General features: G+C 61.3%; 18 protein-coding genes and 1 riboswitch. Of the genes, 10 read left to right on the top strand and 8 right to left on the bottom strand.

Annotation, left to right across the window (positions count from 1 at the left end; genetic code table 11):
- Nucleotides 1-228: 228 nt before the first annotated feature.
- From M1E02_RS02425 to M1E02_RS02410, 4 genes are all read right to left on the bottom strand, one after another.
- On the bottom strand, nt 229-2,607 hold the full coding sequence (locus M1E02_RS02425) for a glycoside hydrolase domain-containing protein (protein ID WP_479376579.1): 2,379 nt from the start codon (nt 2,605-2,607) through the stop codon (nt 229-231).
- Nucleotides 2,608-3,410: 803 nt separating this feature from the next.
- The gene (locus M1E02_RS02420; protein ID WP_479376578.1) at nt 3,411-3,812 is read right to left on the bottom strand and encodes a YccF domain-containing protein; all 402 of its coding nucleotides are present in this window, start codon (nt 3,810-3,812) and stop codon (nt 3,411-3,413) included.
- Nucleotides 3,809-4,357: a YceI family protein gene (locus tag M1E02_RS02415; protein ID WP_479376577.1), complete on the bottom strand. Its 549-nt coding sequence runs from the start codon at nt 4,355-4,357 to the stop codon at nt 3,809-3,811. Before M1E02_RS02415 ends, M1E02_RS02420 begins: the two co-directional genes overlap by 4 nt.
- A gap of 122 nt (nt 4,358-4,479) precedes the next feature.
- Nucleotides 4,480-4,650, bottom strand: coding sequence for a hypothetical protein (locus M1E02_RS02410; RefSeq protein WP_479376576.1), 171 nt, complete (start codon nt 4,648-4,650; stop codon nt 4,480-4,482).
- Between the two features lie 309 nt (nt 4,651-4,959).
- Between M1E02_RS02410 and M1E02_RS02405 the strand changes: the two genes are divergently transcribed.
- On the top strand, nt 4,960-6,336 hold the full coding sequence (locus tag M1E02_RS02405) for an aminotransferase-like domain-containing protein (protein WP_479376575.1): 1,377 nt from the start codon (nt 4,960-4,962) through the stop codon (nt 6,334-6,336).
- A 36-nt stretch (nt 6,337-6,372) separates the two neighbouring features.
- Here M1E02_RS02405 and M1E02_RS02400 read toward each other — a convergent pair whose 3' ends face one another.
- Both M1E02_RS02400 and M1E02_RS02395 read right to left on the bottom strand, forming a co-directional pair.
- Entirely contained in the window at nt 6,373-7,410 is a 1,038-nt protein-coding gene (locus tag M1E02_RS02400; protein ID WP_479376574.1) for an LLM class flavin-dependent oxidoreductase, read from the bottom strand.
- A gap of 53 nt (nt 7,411-7,463) precedes the next feature.
- A complete protein-coding gene (locus M1E02_RS02395) occupies nt 7,464-8,060 on the bottom strand; it encodes a phosphoribosylanthranilate isomerase (protein ID WP_479376573.1) in 597 nt (198 codons plus the stop codon).
- A gap of 114 nt (nt 8,061-8,174) precedes the next feature.
- Between M1E02_RS02395 and M1E02_RS02390 the strand changes: the two genes are divergently transcribed.
- The 3 genes from M1E02_RS02390 (at nt 8,175) to M1E02_RS02380 (ending at nt 9,818) form a co-directional block, all read left to right on the top strand.
- The gene (locus M1E02_RS02390; protein ID WP_479376572.1) at nt 8,175-8,528 is read left to right on the top strand and encodes a hypothetical protein; all 354 of its coding nucleotides are present in this window, start codon (nt 8,175-8,177) and stop codon (nt 8,526-8,528) included.
- Between the two features lie 61 nt (nt 8,529-8,589).
- Complete coding sequence (locus M1E02_RS02385; protein WP_479376571.1) at nt 8,590-9,240, top strand: HutD/Ves family protein; 651 nt, start codon at nt 8,590-8,592, stop codon at nt 9,238-9,240.
- A gap of 47 nt (nt 9,241-9,287) precedes the next feature.
- Entirely contained in the window at nt 9,288-9,818 is a 531-nt protein-coding gene (locus M1E02_RS02380; protein WP_479376570.1) for a ferritin, read from the top strand.
- Between the two features lie 34 nt (nt 9,819-9,852).
- Here M1E02_RS02380 and M1E02_RS02375 read toward each other — a convergent pair whose 3' ends face one another.
- Nucleotides 9,853-10,656 carry an aminotransferase class IV family protein gene (locus M1E02_RS02375; protein ID WP_479376569.1) on the bottom strand — a complete coding sequence of 268 codons (804 nt, stop codon included), beginning with the start codon at nt 10,654-10,656 and terminating at the stop codon, nt 9,853-9,855.
- Between the two features lie 26 nt (nt 10,657-10,682).
- Here M1E02_RS02375 and M1E02_RS02370 point away from each other — a divergent pair, with 26 nt between their 5' ends.
- From M1E02_RS02370 to M1E02_RS02355, 4 genes are all read left to right on the top strand, one after another.
- Nucleotides 10,683-11,066: a MerR family transcriptional regulator gene (locus M1E02_RS02370; RefSeq protein WP_479376568.1), complete on the top strand. Its 384-nt coding sequence runs from the start codon at nt 10,683-10,685 to the stop codon at nt 11,064-11,066.
- Between the two features lie 157 nt (nt 11,067-11,223).
- Nucleotides 11,224-11,289, top strand: a riboswitch (guanidine-III (ykkC-III) riboswitch).
- 9 nt (nt 11,290-11,298) lie between these two features.
- Nucleotides 11,299-11,622 carry a DMT family transporter gene (locus M1E02_RS02365; RefSeq protein WP_479376567.1) on the top strand — a complete coding sequence of 108 codons (324 nt, stop codon included), beginning with the start codon at nt 11,299-11,301 and terminating at the stop codon, nt 11,620-11,622.
- Nucleotides 11,622-12,008 (top strand): DMT family transporter, encoded by a 387-nt coding sequence (locus tag M1E02_RS02360; RefSeq protein WP_479376566.1) that lies wholly within the window; start codon nt 11,622-11,624, stop codon nt 12,006-12,008. Before M1E02_RS02365 ends, M1E02_RS02360 begins: the two co-directional genes overlap by 1 nt.
- A gap of 9 nt (nt 12,009-12,017) precedes the next feature.
- Entirely contained in the window at nt 12,018-12,677 is a 660-nt protein-coding gene (locus M1E02_RS02355) for a nucleoside/nucleotide kinase family protein (RefSeq protein ID WP_479376565.1), read from the top strand.
- A gap of 61 nt (nt 12,678-12,738) precedes the next feature.
- Here M1E02_RS02355 and M1E02_RS02350 read toward each other — a convergent pair whose 3' ends face one another.
- On the bottom strand, nt 12,739-15,024 hold the full coding sequence (locus M1E02_RS02350) for a WD40/YVTN/BNR-like repeat-containing protein (RefSeq protein WP_479376564.1): 2,286 nt from the start codon (nt 15,022-15,024) through the stop codon (nt 12,739-12,741).
- A gap of 222 nt (nt 15,025-15,246) precedes the next feature.
- Between M1E02_RS02350 and M1E02_RS02345 the strand changes: the two genes are divergently transcribed.
- Both M1E02_RS02345 and M1E02_RS02340 read left to right on the top strand, forming a co-directional pair.
- Nucleotides 15,247-16,242, top strand: coding sequence for an aldo/keto reductase (locus M1E02_RS02345; RefSeq protein WP_479376563.1), 996 nt, complete (start codon nt 15,247-15,249; stop codon nt 16,240-16,242).
- A gap of 3 nt (nt 16,243-16,245) precedes the next feature.
- Nucleotides 16,246-16,896 (top strand): MBL fold metallo-hydrolase, encoded by a 651-nt coding sequence (locus tag M1E02_RS02340; RefSeq protein ID WP_479376562.1) that lies wholly within the window; start codon nt 16,246-16,248, stop codon nt 16,894-16,896.
- Nucleotides 16,897-16,909: the final 13 nt, after the last annotated feature.

Here is a 16,909-nt window from a genome sequence, read left to right as displayed (position 1 = left end):
GCAGCCAAATCCCAGTCTCCTGGCCTGGATATACCAGGGAGGGTCGTACGAGAGAAATTGTCGCTAAGCCTGCTCCTCCGACGCCGACCCAATAGCCTCCTGAAGCCAGGAAACAAAACCCAGCCGACAACTGAATAACGCGCAAGAATCTTTGGAGAAACCTTCTACTCCTCCCCCCTGCCAGACTCACTGTCGTCTCATTGCTGACGGCTTTGATCTCTTCCCCCATCAGGCCCCCAGTCGCGCCATTACCCGAGCGTATGCACGGCCGCAAATATCCGCTTGGCTTTGAGTCGGAAGTGTTTCTGCAGTAGCTGCTTTCAGGAGCACAGACGTGGTCAACGGAATGTTGGCTCCGGCCGCATCGATTCCATCAGCCAGAGGCTTGAAAGCAGATGCAACATTTGCTTCAGAGGATCCGAACCTTTCAAGGTAAAACTTCTTGATCCGTTGACCCGGCGTCAGCTTATACAAAACGCGCATGGCGCCTGATAGCGAAAGTCCATCATTCGACCTAAGCGCCTTTGCGATCAACCATGCATCTGCGTCGGCAACGACGTCGGCGTAACCGAAAGCACTGGACGCTCCTCCAAGGTTGTCCACCATCCATGTCATGAGATCCGGTTTGGAGGTCAACTTCTCATATTCGCCCCACGCCTGCAGGAGATCTAGCGACCAGCCTCCAAGATCGCCGAGTCCATAGTCACTGACTGAGGTTGGCACTCCCCACGTTAGATATCCGAGGATAGTTACTGCCCAGTGGGGAATGTCCCGCCCGCTTGATGGCGTGGTTGGACTCATGTTCTGCAATGCGCTTCTTGCGGCTGCCCTGGCGATGACCGCACCCTCGTTCGCATCGACTGTAGGCGTGTAGTAAGGCCACATTTGCCCACCCGAGTATTTGGGGGTCCGCAGCCAATCCAGGATGTATTCTGCATTGAAGAGATGGTAGGACGTAATGGGGTTGAAAACAGAGCTTGCGGCGCTAATAGCCAGTTCGCAAGCGACTTCAGCCCGGATGACCCACTCAAACGCTAGATCAAACCCGGTTGCCGAGTCCGAAGGCTTCTCCCGCTCGATTGGTGGCGATACAACTCCTGACAGATCCACAGAAGAGGCCTTCGAGGAAACGGTCACGTGATCGATGCCAGTTTGTACACCCCCGAGGCTTTCCGTCACCTCAACAATTTGGTTGTAGTGCCACAGGGCGGGCATGGCAAAACCCATGTTGCCGGAGAATCCGGTAGACATCCCAGCAACGAAGGCCCCGTGAGCCTTCCCCTCATCAAGTACTACTTGGCATACGTTGCGCGTACCGTAGACACCGACCGTGAACTTAGTACTCAACGCGGAATTCATGAGGTCGTTCACACCTTGGAAGAAATCGACCACCGGCCCTTGGATAATCTCCCCAACTGGATCAAAGTCAACCGTGAAAAAAACCAAGCTACCGTTCGGAAGACCTAGCGCCCTGCACCTCTCGATGGCTTCTCGCCCGTGAGTTTGTCCTGCTGAGTAGGTCATGGTCTCAACACTGTTGTTGTAGCGCTGGTGTATCGGAAATAGACGTAGTCCGGCGGATTTCAGAATGTCCAGCTCAGGTGAGGTAATGAATTTACCTGCACCCACCGTATATCGCCCAACATGCGTATAGCCTTGTGCACGCGCTCCCGAAGCTTGACTTGCAGATAATTGCCGATTTGTATCGAACCCTTTTGTAGCAATTGTCGTGTCCCCCGAAGACGCCAGCAAGTTGCACCAAGTAGTGTAGTCCCCGGCTCCGGACGCGTGAATCTCCATAAACCTCTGAAACTCACTGGTTTTCGACGATGTCGTGGTGTCGAATGTCCCACTGAACGGAACATCAAAATTGTTGAACCGCATCGCTGCCTGAAAAAGCCGCACGTAGTTTTTCGTCGAGTCCACACTGCCCGGCCCAACGGACGCCTTCGTGCGTATCCCGTCTCTTGTCCCTGGACCAAAATTGCCGTTCGCAACTCCGTCCGCCATGCCAAACTCATATTGGAGGGCGAACATTGTCGCCGTCTGCACCTGCCTCGAGAAGATGCCATCACACGGCACCAGTGAGAAATCCGTTCTAGTGGAGTACTTCCCGTTGAGCCACCGCTGTACGTCGCGTATGGATGATGTGCCACTGCTGAAAAAGGGAATAACCTCAGCATCCATAGAGAGCAAAAATGCCATGAGCTTGACGTCTACGTAGGGATCACCGGCAGGCAAACCCAGGTCACTTCTCAGGCCACTGACGGACCCAGCAAGATCCGAAAAAACAACGTCGTCGTCGCCGCCACTGTAGATACCCTGTATACCCTTGCACCACAGACTGCCGTTGAGTATTTCCAGTAGGTTTTTCTTGGTTACGGAAGTGGCATCAATGCGGCCGACTTGGGAAATAAATGCCGAGGTGGTGGCTGCACCAAACCCTGAGGCAACCGGAGAAATTCCCAACTCGGATTGGAGCGCGCGGCGCAGACCAAAGATGACATCCCACCCTGTCATGCCGTTTTCGCTGACTGGCACCCAGCCGGCCACGGACCCGTACGTGCTGTTGAGCCACTCTTGAGTACTACGTATCTGCGGATCCAACGCTGCTCCTCTGAAATAAATCGGACGCCCTAGCCCGCCAGCTGCACGGCGTTCATGATTAGCAGGTCTCGACTAGTGGCGAAAAAGTGCCGAGACAGACCGGATATTCCACTCGCTGGACAATCCCTCCGCGAGATGAACAGTACACATGATTTGTTTTGAGTCGCAAATGCAGGAAGGGAATTTTTCGGAGTGTTGTGATAAGACTCTGGCCGGGCAGGGTCCTGAATCCCGGTTCATGACCATCCAGCCTCTGAAGCGGGATCTCCCGCTGTTAGTCGCCTCGATGCTGCTATCTCATCCCCTTGTCGCTCTCAAATCTTTGCTGACCCGGCTAAGTGGAGGCGACAGACATCAGTTGACAACGCTGCCTTCAAAGCAGTCGGGTGGGCTGAGGCCGAAGCGATACGTTCCCTTGGCGCCTAGAGGAAGACGACTTCGGCCCCAGGACCCGTAGAGGCTTAGCTTTAGACTTTCGAGTGTTTAGGTATGGGCTGCCGTAACCAAATGCACTGACGAGTGCGAGCTCACTAGTGCTCATCGGTGACATCGCTGTCCAATAGAGGCTTCTCGGATGCGCGTATACCCTGCCCGAAAAGCTGTCCCGCAGAGGTGCCTCAAGTGCGCCGTCTCGAATTGCCGTCTAACAACCGACTGTCTCACAACTGCAAATTGTCGGGAATAGGAGAATACGGTGGCCAGCCAATAGCCGTGATCGGGTACGCGGGAGTGTCCGCTACCGAAGAGAACCTCGATCTGCAGTTAACTGCACACAGGCAGCCGGTGCCGCCGTCCTTGGCCCGTTACCGGTAGCTTTGCACGAATGGCCGGTCCGTCGGCACGATCTGCTTCCCCAGCGGCATGAGCGAGACGGGAATGAGCTTAAGGTTGGCGATGGCCAGCGGGATGCCAATAATGGTGACGGCCATGGCTATTGCAGTCACCACGTGCCCGATCGCGATCCAGATGCCCGCCACCACCAGCCAGATAACGTTGCCTAGGAGCGCAAACACTCCGTTGCCGCCGGGTTTGTCCACCACCATCCGACCGAAAGGCCACAGTGTGTACGCGGCGATCCGGAACGAGGCGATGCCCCAGGGAATCGTAATGATCAGCACACAGCAGATAATGCCGGCGAGGAAATAGCCAAGCGCCAACCACAGACCGCCAAAAAGCAACCAGATGATGTTCAGGAGTGTTTTCATGCGGCCTGCTTCACCATTGCAGCGTCCACGGTGATCCTGACTTTGTCGCTGACCAACAGCCCACCCGTCTCAAGCACCGCATTCCAGGTCAGTCCAAATTCCTTGCGGCTGATTTCAGCCTCGGCACTGAAACCTGCACGGGTGGCACCGAACGGGTCAACAGCTATGCCCGTGAACTCGACCTCCAGCTCTACAGGCTTGGTGACCCCGCGGATGGTGAGATCGCCCGTGAGGGTGTAGTCCTCGCCGTCGCCCTCTATGCCTGTGGCATGAAAGGTCATCTCCGGATACTCCTCGACGTCGAAGAACTCGGGGCCGCGCACATGGGCATCCCGGTTGGCGTCGCCTGAATCGAAGCTCGCAGTTTTAACCGTGGCATTCAGGCTGGAGTGCGCCAGCGAGTCCCCCACGTGGGCTTCCGCTGTGACATCCGTGAAGCGGCCGCGCACCTTGCTGATCCCGGCATGGCGGACAGTGAAGCCGACCTCGCTGTGGGACGAATCAAGAGTCCAGATGCCTGGAGTCAGTCCTTGGGGAAGTGTCATTGCTGTCTCCTTCGAGCCGGTTGGCCGGGAGCGGCGGCCCACACCAACAATGTTCCGTCGACGGGGCGCTCCCACTGTGCATGCTAATCGCCACACAATCCCAGCCGCTACCCCGGCCGGAGTTATGGGAGGTCCGCTGAGGAGTAAGGCTCACTGGGGAGCTCGCCTGCAGTCCACGGGCGATGGGTGGGCTCGGGCGGCAGTTTGCCGTTTCCGTCGCTGCGCACAACGGAAACAAGAAACACCGACAGAACAAGAACCAACAGGACGACGACGGCGACTATCAGCAGCATTTCGAACTCGCTTTCTTGGAGGTTGAGTCGGGCCCGGCCGTGCCGGTTCCCCTTGAGGGTGAGAAGGGGGTGCCTGCTTTCAGGCGCAAAGAATTGCCCTGCCGCCTTTTGGGCGAAGCGATATTCGGCGATGCCTGATTTACGGCCTGGGATGCCCGATACAGGGCCGGGCCGGGTTCGCGGAGAATCGTCGCTGAACGGGCCGGGCGGGAGAGTAGCGCTTTCTTCCTTGGAACAGTAGCGCTATTGTTGTCTTTCATGAACCACGATAGCAGTAGCAGCAGGCGGACAACAGAGTACCTGCGGCAAATGTCTTCCGGTCTTCGGCCCGGAACCAAACTGCCCTCCACCAGGAGCCTCGTTGCCGAGCTATCGGTGAGCCCGGTGACGGTACAGAGCGCGGTTCAAAATCTGGTGAGTGAAGGTCTGATTGAAACCCGGCCGGGCTCAGGCAACTTCGTGGCGGCTCAGCGCCCAAAGGGGAAGTCGGATTTCAGCTGGCAGACCACGGCCCTGGGCCCGGCCCACAGAACCTCTCAGTTTGGTTCCATCATGTCCTCGCTCCCCGATGGCGCCATTGCCCTGCACGCCGGCTATCCAACCTCGGACCTTGTGCCGTTGCGCCTGCTTCGGGCAGCCCTCATCAGGTCCAGCCGTTCCGATGCCGTCGAGGTGCGGCCACCGGCCGCAGGTCTTCCTGAGCTGCGGAGATGGTTCGCCAACGAGTTAGCCGCGGGTTCCCGGAGAGGCGGGCCGGCGCCGGACAAGAACGACGTCGTCATCACCCCGGGCGGGCAGAGTGCACTCTCCTCCATCTTCCGCGCGCTCACGGCCCGGGGAGGGGCGATTGTCATGGAATCGCCCACCTATTGGGGAGCAATTGCCGCCGCCCGGCAGGCCGGACTGCGCATCATCCCCATAGCCTCCAGTGGTTCAGCAGCCCCCGACCCCGAAAGCCTCAGGGCAGCGCTCAGCTCCAGCGGTGCAAAAGTGTTTTATGCCCAACCCCACTTCCACAACCCCACCGGGTACCAGTGGACCGAATCTGAGTCCGAGGCAGTTATGGAAGTCATGCGGGACACCGGCACCTTTCTCGTCGAGGACGATTGGGCCCATGACTTTGCCATCGACTCGACCCCCAAACCGCTTGCGGCCGACGACGCAGATGGCCACGTGGTTTACATGCGGTCCCTGAGCAAGAGTGTGTCGCCCTCAATCCGGGTGGCAGCAATCATCGCGAAGGGTCCGGCCATGCAGCGGATCCAAACCGACAGAACGGTTGACCACCTCTACGTCAGCGGCTTCCTTCAATCAGCAGCCCTTGACGTCGTGACCCAGCCGGGCTGGCACTCGCACAACAAGCAACGGATCAGGCAGTTGCGTCAGCGCCGCGACGACCTCGCCGCCCTGGTCACCAAGTACCTCGGCAAGGAAACACTCACGCGCATACCAAAGGGCGGAATGAACCTTTGGCTCCAACTCCCCGATTCCGTGGATACGCTCCAACTGGCCCGGCGCTGCGAGGCCGAGGGCCTGTTGATTTCGCCGGGTCCTGAGTGGTTTCCCGAGGAACCCTCCGGACAGTTCATCCGTCTGAACTACTCCGGTCCACAGCCGGAGAGATACGAAGAAGCGATCCAGATCCTGACGTCCGCAGTGAAAACCCTGCAGGACTCCTCGGCCTGATCGGCCAAGCGCGAACGCCGGTTGAGCCACCACCCGCTACTCTGACCGGTTGGGCTTCCAGCCGATGGCCGGGGCTATGTGTGTGGCGATGTTGCCCAGAAGCTTGGCGTTGAAGTCGACGCCCAGCTGGTTGGGGACGGTGAGCAGCAGGGTGTCGGCGGCCTGGACTGCGGAATCGGCAGCGAGTTGTTCGGCCAGCACATCCGGCTCGCCGACGTAGCTCTTGCCGAACCGTGCCGTGAACCCGTCAATGATGCCCACCTGGTCCCGCGTTTCCCGCAAGGCGCTAAGCCCGAAATACCTTCGGTCCTCCTCATCCACCAGGGGCAGCACGCTCCGGCTTACTGAGACCCTCGGCTCATGCCCGTGCCCGGCATCCGCCCAGGCCTTCCTGAACATGTTGATCTGCTCGGCCTGGAGTTCATGGAACGGCACACCGGTGTCCTCGGTCAGCAGCGTAGAACTCATAAGGTTCATCCCCTGCTCCGCAGTCCAGACCGCCGTTGCCCTGGTTCCGGCGCCCCACCAGATCCGCTCGCCGAGGCCGGGGGAATTCGGCTGGACGGGCAACAGGCCGGTGGCGCCTCCGGCGTAGCGCGGGTCAGCCTCGGCAACTCCGGCGCCTGTGACGGCCTGCCTGAAGACTGCCGCGTGGCGGCGGGCCATGTCAGCGGCACTTTCGCCTTCTGCCGGGACGTGGCCAAACACAGCCGCGCCGTCCCGGGCGGGTTCGGGTGAACCACGGCTGATGCCGAGCTGCAGGCGTCCTCCGCTAATCAGGTCAGTGGCGGCTGCCTCCTCGGCCATGTAGAGCGGGTTTTCGTAACGCATGTCAATGACGGCGGTGCCCATCTCGATCCTGCTGGTCCGGGCAGCGATGGCGGCAAGGAGCGGGAACGGTGAAGCCTGCTGGCGGGCGAAGTGGTGGACCCGGAAAAAGGCGCCGTCCACTCCCAGTTCCTCGGCGGCTACCGCAAGTTCGATGCCCTGGAGCAAGGCGTCGCGCGCGGTCCTGGTTTGTGAACCCTCAACGTTTCCCCAGTGGCCGAACGAGAGAAATCCAATGCGCTTCATGGGAAGGGCAACAAAGTGGGCAGCAGTCTCATTCCCGCGGGCGAAGGAGTGGCCTAGCTTTTGGCCGCCCTGACAAATGCTGTGACCTTGGCCAGGTCCTTTACACCCCTGGAACTTTCGACGCCGGAGGAGACGTCCACTCCCGGCGCACCTGCCTGTTTCGCCGCGTTGGCCACGTTGAGCGGGTCCAGTCCGCCGGCCAGCAGCCACACCCGGTGTTCGAGCCCTTTAGCGAGGACGGAGGCATAGTCCCAGGCCTCACCGGAGCCGGGTACCGCCGCGTCGATCAGCAGCAGCTCCTCACCCCAGTCGGTGAAGGCGTCCGGAGCGGCACCCATGGTGACGGCCCGGATGACCTTCATCCCGGCGTCGTGCGCTGTTTTGACGTCCAGCGGAGTCCGCTCGCCGTGAAGCTGAATCCACTGCAGGCCTGCCTGGCGGGCCAGATCGATCGCCCGGGCCACAGGTTCATGCCTGAAGACGCCCACGGCCTGTACGTCATGGGGAACGTGCCCCAGCAGCTCCAGGGCCTGCGCCGGAGTGACTTCGCGCGGGCTGGCGGTGAGGACAAAGCCGACGGCGTCGGCACCGGCGTGGACGGCCGCCTGGACCGATTCCGGGGTACTGAGGCCACACACTTTGACAAACATCAGGCTCCTTCAATTCTCTTGCTCTTCTGACGTTAGCAAGCAATCGGTGGCAGCAGGTTTTCCATGGTGCAGAATGAACCTAAGCGGCACCCATCCTGTGGAGAGGAAGTCACCGTGGCCGAAACAGATGACCCGCGCCGATCTGCGCAGCGGATGGCAGAAGCCGCTGCGCAGCTTGCGCACTCCACGAGGAGCCTGAGCCGGCCCTCCGACAGTTACGCGGTTTTGGGCGAGCTCCTGGAGACCCAGCGGGCCATCGAACAGACCCTGCGGCAGCTCGCCGAATGGCACCGCACCACCTCCCCCGGTGTCCACTACGCCGAAGGGCACGAGGAAAGCGCTCTCGGGATCATGACCTCCGTAGCCGAGCTTGACCTCGCCGCACAGCAGGCAGAGGGGTTACAGGAAACCCTGGCCAGGGCTTACGGCGGCAACAGCGTGGTCCACTGGTTCGACACCATCGACTGAAGGTGGGCCCGGCAGGCTGCGCTGTCCCGCGAGGCTGGCGCTGTCCCGTTAGGCTGGGCGGATGGAGATCATCCGCTATTCCCAGCTGAAGCCCCAACCATGGCGCAACGGCGGCGGGGTGACCAGGGAGCTCGCCAGCCACCCGGAGGCTGCATCTGCCCAGGACGACGCCTGGGATTGGCGCGTGAGCATTGCAGAGATCTCCAAGGCGGGGCCCTTCTCCCCCTTTGCCGGCACAGACCGCGTGCTGACCGTGATCGATGGAGAACTACTGCTCCTCAACGTGGACGGTGCCGAGCAGCCCTTGGAGAAGCACCGGCCTTTCCGGTTTTCCGGCGACGCGCCGTCCTCGGCCACCCTCCCCACAGGCAACGTCCAGGCCCTCAACGTCCTGACCCGGAAGGGATCGTTCAAGGGCTACACCTCCATCATCGAGCTGTCCAAGAAGCGCGCCCACCCGGTTTTCGACGGCCAACTGGGCATCCTTCTCCACGGCCAGGCGACTGTCAGTCCCGGCGGCGCAGATTCATCCGACACAGGCCCATCCGCTGCAGGTCCCGACGACGGGGCGCAGCCCCTGGGCCGCTACGACGCCGTCGTCGGTTCTGATACCGAAACGCCGGAAATCCTGGGCCGCGGATTCCTGGCCGTCGTGTCCATCGACCGCGTCGTGTCCATCGACCGGGTGGATCCAGCCGCATCGGGAGGCTGATGAGCCCGCTGTGGCAAGTTCAGCCTGGCGAACCATAGACTCGGTCCATGAGAAAAGCATCTTTCAACGAACTGCTGAGCACTCAAGTTGGCAACGAATTCTCGGCCTCCCAGCAATACATCGCCGTGGCCACGTGGTTTGCGAACCAGGATCTGCCCCAACTTGCCAAGTACTTCTACCGGCAATCCGTTGAGGAACGGAACCACGCCATGATGATGGTGCAGTACATGCTGGACCGGGACCTTCCCGTGAACATTCCCGGCATTCCCGCCGTCCGCAATGACTTCACGTCGGTGACCGAGCCTCTGGCGCTCGCGCTGAAGCAGGAGAAGGAAGTCACCAAGAACATCGAGGACATGTTCCGTGCTGCCCGCGCGGAGGACGACGCCCTCGGCGAGCAGTTCATGCTCTGGTTCCTCAAAGAGCAGGTGGAGGAAGTGGCGTCCATGACCACGCTCCTGAACATCGCCCAGCGCGCAGACAATCTGTTCGACATCGAAAACTTCATCGCCAGGGAAACCATCGGCGACGGCGGGCACGACTCCTCAGCCCCCGAAGCGGCGGGCGGCGCACTCTAGGGGCCCGTAAACAACACCCTCACGAGTCCACTGGTCAAAATCTGACCAGTGGCTCGGCGGCGTAGACGTCGTGAAGAAGCCGTGTGAATGCCGGATCGTGATTTAGCTGGCGTTCGCCGAGGCGTGTAAGCAATATGCCTGGGGTCCAAGAGTTAATCGCTGCCGCCGACATGCTGTCCGTCAAGTCGGACTGACGGACCGGCCGAGTCTGCTGGGGTATGCCCCGGGCTTCGAGCTGTCGAACCAAGATCTGCATAGTCACCCCTGAGAGGATGCCGGCCTCTGGCCAGATGACTGACTCGCCATCCCAGAAGATCAGATTCCATATCGTGGCTTCGCTTAGGCGACCCACGCCATCTTCGAAGGCGGCGTCGTCAAAACCGCGAGAGTTAGCCCTTCGGAGGTACAGCGTCTTGGAGACTTCGCCCACATGCTTGACGTGGGGCAGATGGCGTTCGTGCCTCACCACATCGAAAGCCAGAGGTCCCGTGGGTGGTTCCGCCGGGTCAACAACCTTGATCAGGACATCGAGAGCGCTCTTTGGGTCAGCTGGCATGAACTCCCCGGGACGCGAGGAGAGGAAGCATGTCACGGACGAGTCCGGCGGTGTGGCCTCCACGGCCATGCGAAGGTACTCACGGATGTGGGAATCCGGTAGTTGCTTACCGAACAGCACGTTGCTGGCGGTTTGGAGACGGCTTAGGTGCAAGTCCAAGCCCTTCACCGAGTGGTCGCGTACCTGCATGGCGGTGAAATGGGCGTAGCCTGCGAAGGCCAAAGGTAAAAGGTCCTCTGGCGTAGCGGACCGGCCGTTGAAGTAAGCAAATGAGAATGACATACCTGTGAATTTAGGAGTTGACACTAGTGTCAAAGGCAAGTCCTGGGGACGGGAAGCTCCTCCGAGTCGGTGAACTTGCCTCTCGTACCGGTGTAAGTCCACGGCTTATTCGCTACTACCAGAACCAGGGCCTTCTCGAGGCAGAACGATCCTCCACCGGACAGAGACTCTTCGAGGAAGCCGCGGTGGACCATGTCCGGCACATTCGTCTGCTGCTGGAAGCTGGACTACCCACACGCATCATTAACGAGCTCCTGGACTGCGTCCACGACCCACGCCGCCTGGAGCCCTGCGCGATACCAACCCTGGTTGAGCACCTTCGCGCCCATGACGAGCGAATTGCGGAACTTGTCAGCACTCGCCACGCGCTACGGGGCCTGATTGATTCATCGAGAACCACCGAGGGGTGAGGTAGTCGCTCTAGCGGCGAGAGGCTCAGCCCTTCGGAGAAGGCTCCGTCCCATCCGGGACGGAGCCTTCTCCGTCCTAGCTAGCTCAAGCACACTGTCCGTGGTGAGGTTGGCCACCAAAAGTGGCCCGCCGGCGTCGGGCGTTGCTAGGCTGGCCTGAAGGGTCCGCACCGGACCCTCCGGACGACGGTTCAGTACCCGGCACGCGACAAGACTGGCCAAAGGATCTGTCATGTCGTGGGTAATTCTTATCCTCTCCGGTGCGCTTGAGGCCGTTTGGGCCGCCGCGCTGCACCATACCTTCAAAGCCAAGGGCCGCCGCCGGACCCTTCCCGCCCTGCTGTTTCTAGTGTCAGTCATGGCGAGTACCGGCGGACTGGCCATCGCCATGCAATCCATTCCCACCGGCACTGCTTATGCAGTGTGGGTGGGCGTGGGGGTTGTGCTGACGAGCGCCTATGCCATCATCACCAAAGTGGAACGGGCGACGGCGGCCCGGCTCCTGCTGCTCGGCGGGATAGCCGCGTGCGTGGTCGGGCTGAAGGTGGTGGCGTGATGCTCTCCAAACCAGCAATTGCCTGGAGTGTCCTGCTGGCTTCCGCAGTCCTTGAAGCCGTGTGGGCCACAGCCCTTGGCCTCTCCGATGGCTTCACCAAGCCCCTGCCCACTATGGTCTTCGCAGTCACGGCCACCCTGAGCATGCTTGGCCTCGGCCTGGCTGTGAAGCAGATTCCGTTGGGGACTGCCTACGCTGTTTGGGTCGGGATCGGTGCGGCCCTGACCGTTGGCTGGGCGATGGCCAGCGGCGTCGAACCGGCGAGTCCGCTCAAGCTGCTGTTCATCGCGGGAATCGTTGCCTGTGCGGCCGGGCTGAAGATGCTGCCAGCGGGGCCGGGGCCCGACGCTGTGCGGCCGGCACCGGAGCAGTCCAGCGTGCTTTAGGATTCACCAATGGACTCCGTGAATCCCCCCTTGCCCGCGGCCCTGCGCTCACGCGAAATTGCCGGGGCAATCGATGATCTCCGGGCCCGGTTGGCCGACGGAAACCGCGTCCTCCTGGGCATTACGGGATCTCCGGGAGCGGGAAAATCAACGTTCGCGGCCTGCCTCCAGGACGCTTTCGGTCCCGAAACCGCCGTCGTAGTCCCTATGGACGGCTTCCACCTTGGGAACGCGATCATTGACGGGAAGCCACTGCAGCAACGCAAAGGCGCCATTGATACGTTCGACGTCGGGGGCTACCTTTCGCTGTTGCAGAGGCTGAGGCGGCGGGATGAGGACGTCGTCTATGCGCCTGAATACCGGCGCTCCATCGAGGAACCCGTGGCGGCGTCGATTGCGGTTCCGGCTTCCGTTCCGCTCGTGATCACAGAGGGAAACTACCTGCTGGCGGACCACCCGCAATGGCGGGAGGTCAGGGCGCAACTGGACGAAGTCTGGTTCATTGAGGTCCAGGACAGCGTGCGCCTTTCCCGCCTCGTGAAACGTCACGTGCTTTTTGGGAAGGCACAGGCAGCGGCAGAGGCGTGGGCGGGCGGCTCGGATCAGGTCAACGCCGAGCTGATCGAGAGCACCAAGGCCTCTGCTGACCGGATTATCAGCTGGTCCTAAGGCAGTGCTGCAGCGCAGACGGTTGACTTCGCCGCCTGCGCTGCAGCTACTACTGAGGTGATTAGTCCTCGGGGTTGGAATGGACAGACCGGGCTGGTTTCCCGGGCTTGTCCTTCTTGTCCTTCTTGTCTTCCTTACCCTTCCCCGGTTTCGGGGCAGCCGTCAGTTCGCCCACTTGGATGCCGCGTCCGTTGGTGCAGATGAAGACTCTCCCGTATTGATCAGGATCGGCGGCGAGGCAAGCACCAGTCCAGCCCCACTGATGGGCGTCGTCGTTGATACGCAACCAGGAGGCACCCGCGTCGTCGGAGCGGAAAATCCCGCGGATGCCGCCCACCACACCATTCAGATACACGGCCATGTGGCTCGCGCCCTTCGCCACCTTACCGAAGGCAACCTGGTCTGCCGACCCCACCCCGCTGAGGACCTGCTGATAGGAGATCCCTGCGTCCGTGGATCGCCAGAGTCCGCCCCCGGCAGCGGAAAGCCAGACGTTCCCGGCACGGTCTGTGACCGGCTCCAGTACCCCTGAACCGGAAGGCAGCCCCGTCTGGGTTGCGCTGAACGTGGCACCGCCGTCGTTGCTGGCATACGCGGTTCCGGTTGCGGGGTCGAACGCGAAGAAGAGTGCGGCATTCACTCTGTCCGCCACGACCTCCAAACCGTTGGGCAGGCCCTGCACCTGCGTCCAGGAGTTGCCCAGATCGGTAGTGCGGAAGGCCTGCATCCCTGGTGTGGACCACACCACTGCTGAGCCGTCGGCGGATGGTGAAACATGTCCGGGCTCGGTGATTCCTACCGGTTCGCCAGGGAACGGCTGCCACGTATCGCCGCCGTCAAGGGTGTATGCACCGCGCTTTTCGCCCCAGCCCGAGCGGACCAGGAATCCTTCGCGAAGTGGCGCGTATTCGATGGACGTGGACGTGCCGAAGATGGGGTTGGGGTCCATTCCGTTGGCCGGAACCTCGGAGAGGTTGTCATGGCGATAGGTTCCGATATCTCCAAGGGCGCTGTACAACGGGGCGTCACCCCAGGTGGGGCTTGCTAAATCGAGCACAGCCGTTTCTTCGAGTCCCTGTGCGCGAACGGACCATGTGGTGGACCCACCATCCTCCGCGTCCGTGGCGTTATCTGTTCCAAAAATGGTCGCCCCTGTGCCGAAAAGGACACGGTCAGAGTTGAAGGGGTCGATCTCCAGGGTCCCGATCATCCAGCCAAGCTTGGGCTCGCCGTGCCAGTTGAGATACGGAGATGCCGACGTGTCCATCACCTTCTTCTCAGTGATGGACGTCCAGGTTTCGCCGCCGTCGACGCTTCGGAAAATATCATCAACGGGACCCCAGCGGCCCATCGTCGCGGCCATAACAGTGCCTGGCCTGGACGCGTCCACGGCCAATCCCGCATAGCCGAAGCCTCCTTCGGTTCCCGTATTGGGACGAAGCGGGGTGATGTCCTTCCAAGCCATGCCGGCAGGGTCAAACCGCCAGACACCACCGTCGTGCATTACATACGGCCCCGGCAGGTCACCGTAGGTGACATAGAAGAACCCATCTGGAGCGAGCTTGCCATGGTGGGCGTAGAAGCCGGCGGGCTGGCCCGGTAGCTGCTGCCAGGACTGCCCGCCATCCTTGCTCTTGAAGATACCCCCTGCCTTGTCCGCCGCGCCGACATAGACCTCAGTGGGCGCCCCCGGGGCAGGCAGGCCAAATTCTATGAACGAGATTCCGATACCTGCATCACCCAACCGGGGGAAGGGCTCGTTCCTGGACCAGGTGCGGCCGCCGTCGGTACTGTGCCAGAGCCCGTCGTTGCGGGTTCCCAGGTAGAGGTTGTTGTTGTCACCTGGGTCCACCATGAGACGCTCACCCATGGAACGGCCGTTCTCGTTGCCCCCTGCCTTGAACGGTAGGTCCACACGATCAAACGTCTCGCCGCGGTCGCCGGAACGGAACAGGGCTGCATTGCTGGCCCAAGCCCCCGTATAAGTGCCCGCAAGGACATAGACATTGTCCGCATCTACGGGATCCGACGCAAGCGCTTCGATTCCAGTTAGGTTCCAATCGTCCCAGCCGACGAAGTCCATGAGAGGCTTCCACCGCTCCAAGCCTTCGTCCCACCGATAGGCGCCACCGATGTCCGTCCGAGCATAAGCGAGGCCTGGCTCGGTCTCGTTATACACGATGCCGGGCACAAATCCGCCGCCCACAATTTCAGCATTACTCCATGTATAGCCGGGAGCAGGGGTGGGATCTGAGGGCGGGGCGGCCAAAACTGCTGGCCCGCTCATCAGCGCTGCAGTGAAACCTCCCACAGCGATAAGGGCGGTGATTCTTCGGGCGCGGTGCATCTCGTACACTCCTTTGTGGTTGTTCCGGGCACTGGCGCCGCTTCAGTTACTGCAGGTGCGACACGGCGTGCGTCACCAGAATAATCGAAGCGTTTCGATAATGGAATAACCCTTGACGGATAGCGAATGGAGGAGCACATCAGCTGGACACGCAGGAATACCTCGGACGGCGGTGGGGTTCTTGGCTGGGACACCACTTCACAGCAACGAACGGAGCGACCTATGACTGCAGCATCAGTAGACCTGGGAGATGGCCTCAAGGTAAGCCCCTTGGGTTTTGGCGGGATGGCGCTGACGCCGGTTTACGGAGGGGTAGATCAAGGCGATGCCCTGCGTACCCTTCATCACGCTGTGGATGCGGGAGTCAGCTTCATTGACACCGCGGATGTGTACGGCGGCGGCAGCAACGAGGAACTGATCGCACAGCTGCTGGCTGAGCGGCGGGGTGAAGTCCAGCTTGCCACCAAATTCGGCATCGTCGGGAACCCGGCCGGCGGCTACTCAGGTGTCCGAGGGGACACCGCTTATGTCAGGCAGGCAGTGGAAAACAGTCTGCGCCGCCTGGGCACGGACACCATCGACCTCTACTACATGCACCGCCGCGACCTCAACGTTACGATTGCGGAAACCGTTGAGGCAATGGCCGAGCTGGTGCGCGAGGGCAAAGTCCTGCACCTCGGCCTGTCCGAGGTGACCGCCGCTGAGTTGCGGGAAGCCAACAACATCCATCCCATCGCGGCAGTCCAGAGTGAATGGTCCATCTGGAGCCGCGACGTGGAAAAGAACGTGGTTCCAGCCGCTGCCGAACTTGGTGTGGGCTTTGTCCCCTACTCGCCGCTGGGCCGCGGATTTCTGACCGGAACCGTGGACGCCGCCCAGCTGTCCGAGACCGACTTCCGGCGCAAGATCCCCCGTTTTGCCGAAGTCGCAGCCGACGCCAACCAGGGGGTTGTGGCGGCAGTGCAGTCTGTCGCTGAGGAGCTCGGAGCAACTGCCGCCCAAGTTGCCCTTGCCTGGCTGTTCGCCCACGGCCAGCGTCTCGGCATGCCTGTGGTGCCGATCCCCGGTACCCGGAAGGCGCACCGGATCGACGAGAACCTGGGAGCGCTCTCGCTCGACTTCACCTCATCACAACTGGAGACGCTCGACGCCGCTGCGGACGCCGTCGTCGGCTCCCGGTCCGCTGACCCGAACTGGGTCTCGCAGGGACGCGAATAACGCATGGAAACGCTCATTCACTCACTCCGGGACATCACCATCCGGCGCATTTCCGTCAGCGAGATGGACAACAACGTGTATCTGCTCACCGCTAAAAAGTCCGGTGCCCAGCTGTTGATCGATGCGGCAGATGATTTGCCGGCGATCCTCGATCTGCTCTCTGACGCGGCGGCGGATACTGCTGCTGCGCCTAAACTGACACTGATTGCCACCACCCACCAGCACTGGGACCACGTCCGGGCGCTTCCGGAGCTCGTGAAAACCACCGGAGCCATGACGGCAGCAGGCACCGACGATGCCCCGGAACTGCCCGTGCCCGTTGATGTGCTGCTGGATCATGGGGACGTCGGCAACTTCGACGGCTTCGACGTGACGGCAGTGCACCTGCGCGGGCACACCCCGGGCTCGGTAGCACTGGTCTATGAGGACCCGGCAGGTCCGGCCCACATCTTCTCGGGCGATTCCCTTTTCCCGGGCGGAGTGGGCAACACTCAGAAGGATCCCGAGCGGTTCAACCAACTGATCACTGATGTGACCGAGCGGCTGTTTGCCGTGTACCCGGACGATACCGTGGTGCACCCGGGCCACGGCAAGCCGACCACTTTGGGCGCCGAACGTCCGCACCTGGAGGAGTGGCGCACCCGCGGCTGGTAGCGTGACGCCGCGC

This window comes from Arthrobacter sp. Z5-13 (assembly GCF_056499105.1).
The sequence above is the reverse complement of the archived record's forward strand: the minus strand, read 5'-3'. Positions and strand labels throughout refer to the sequence as shown.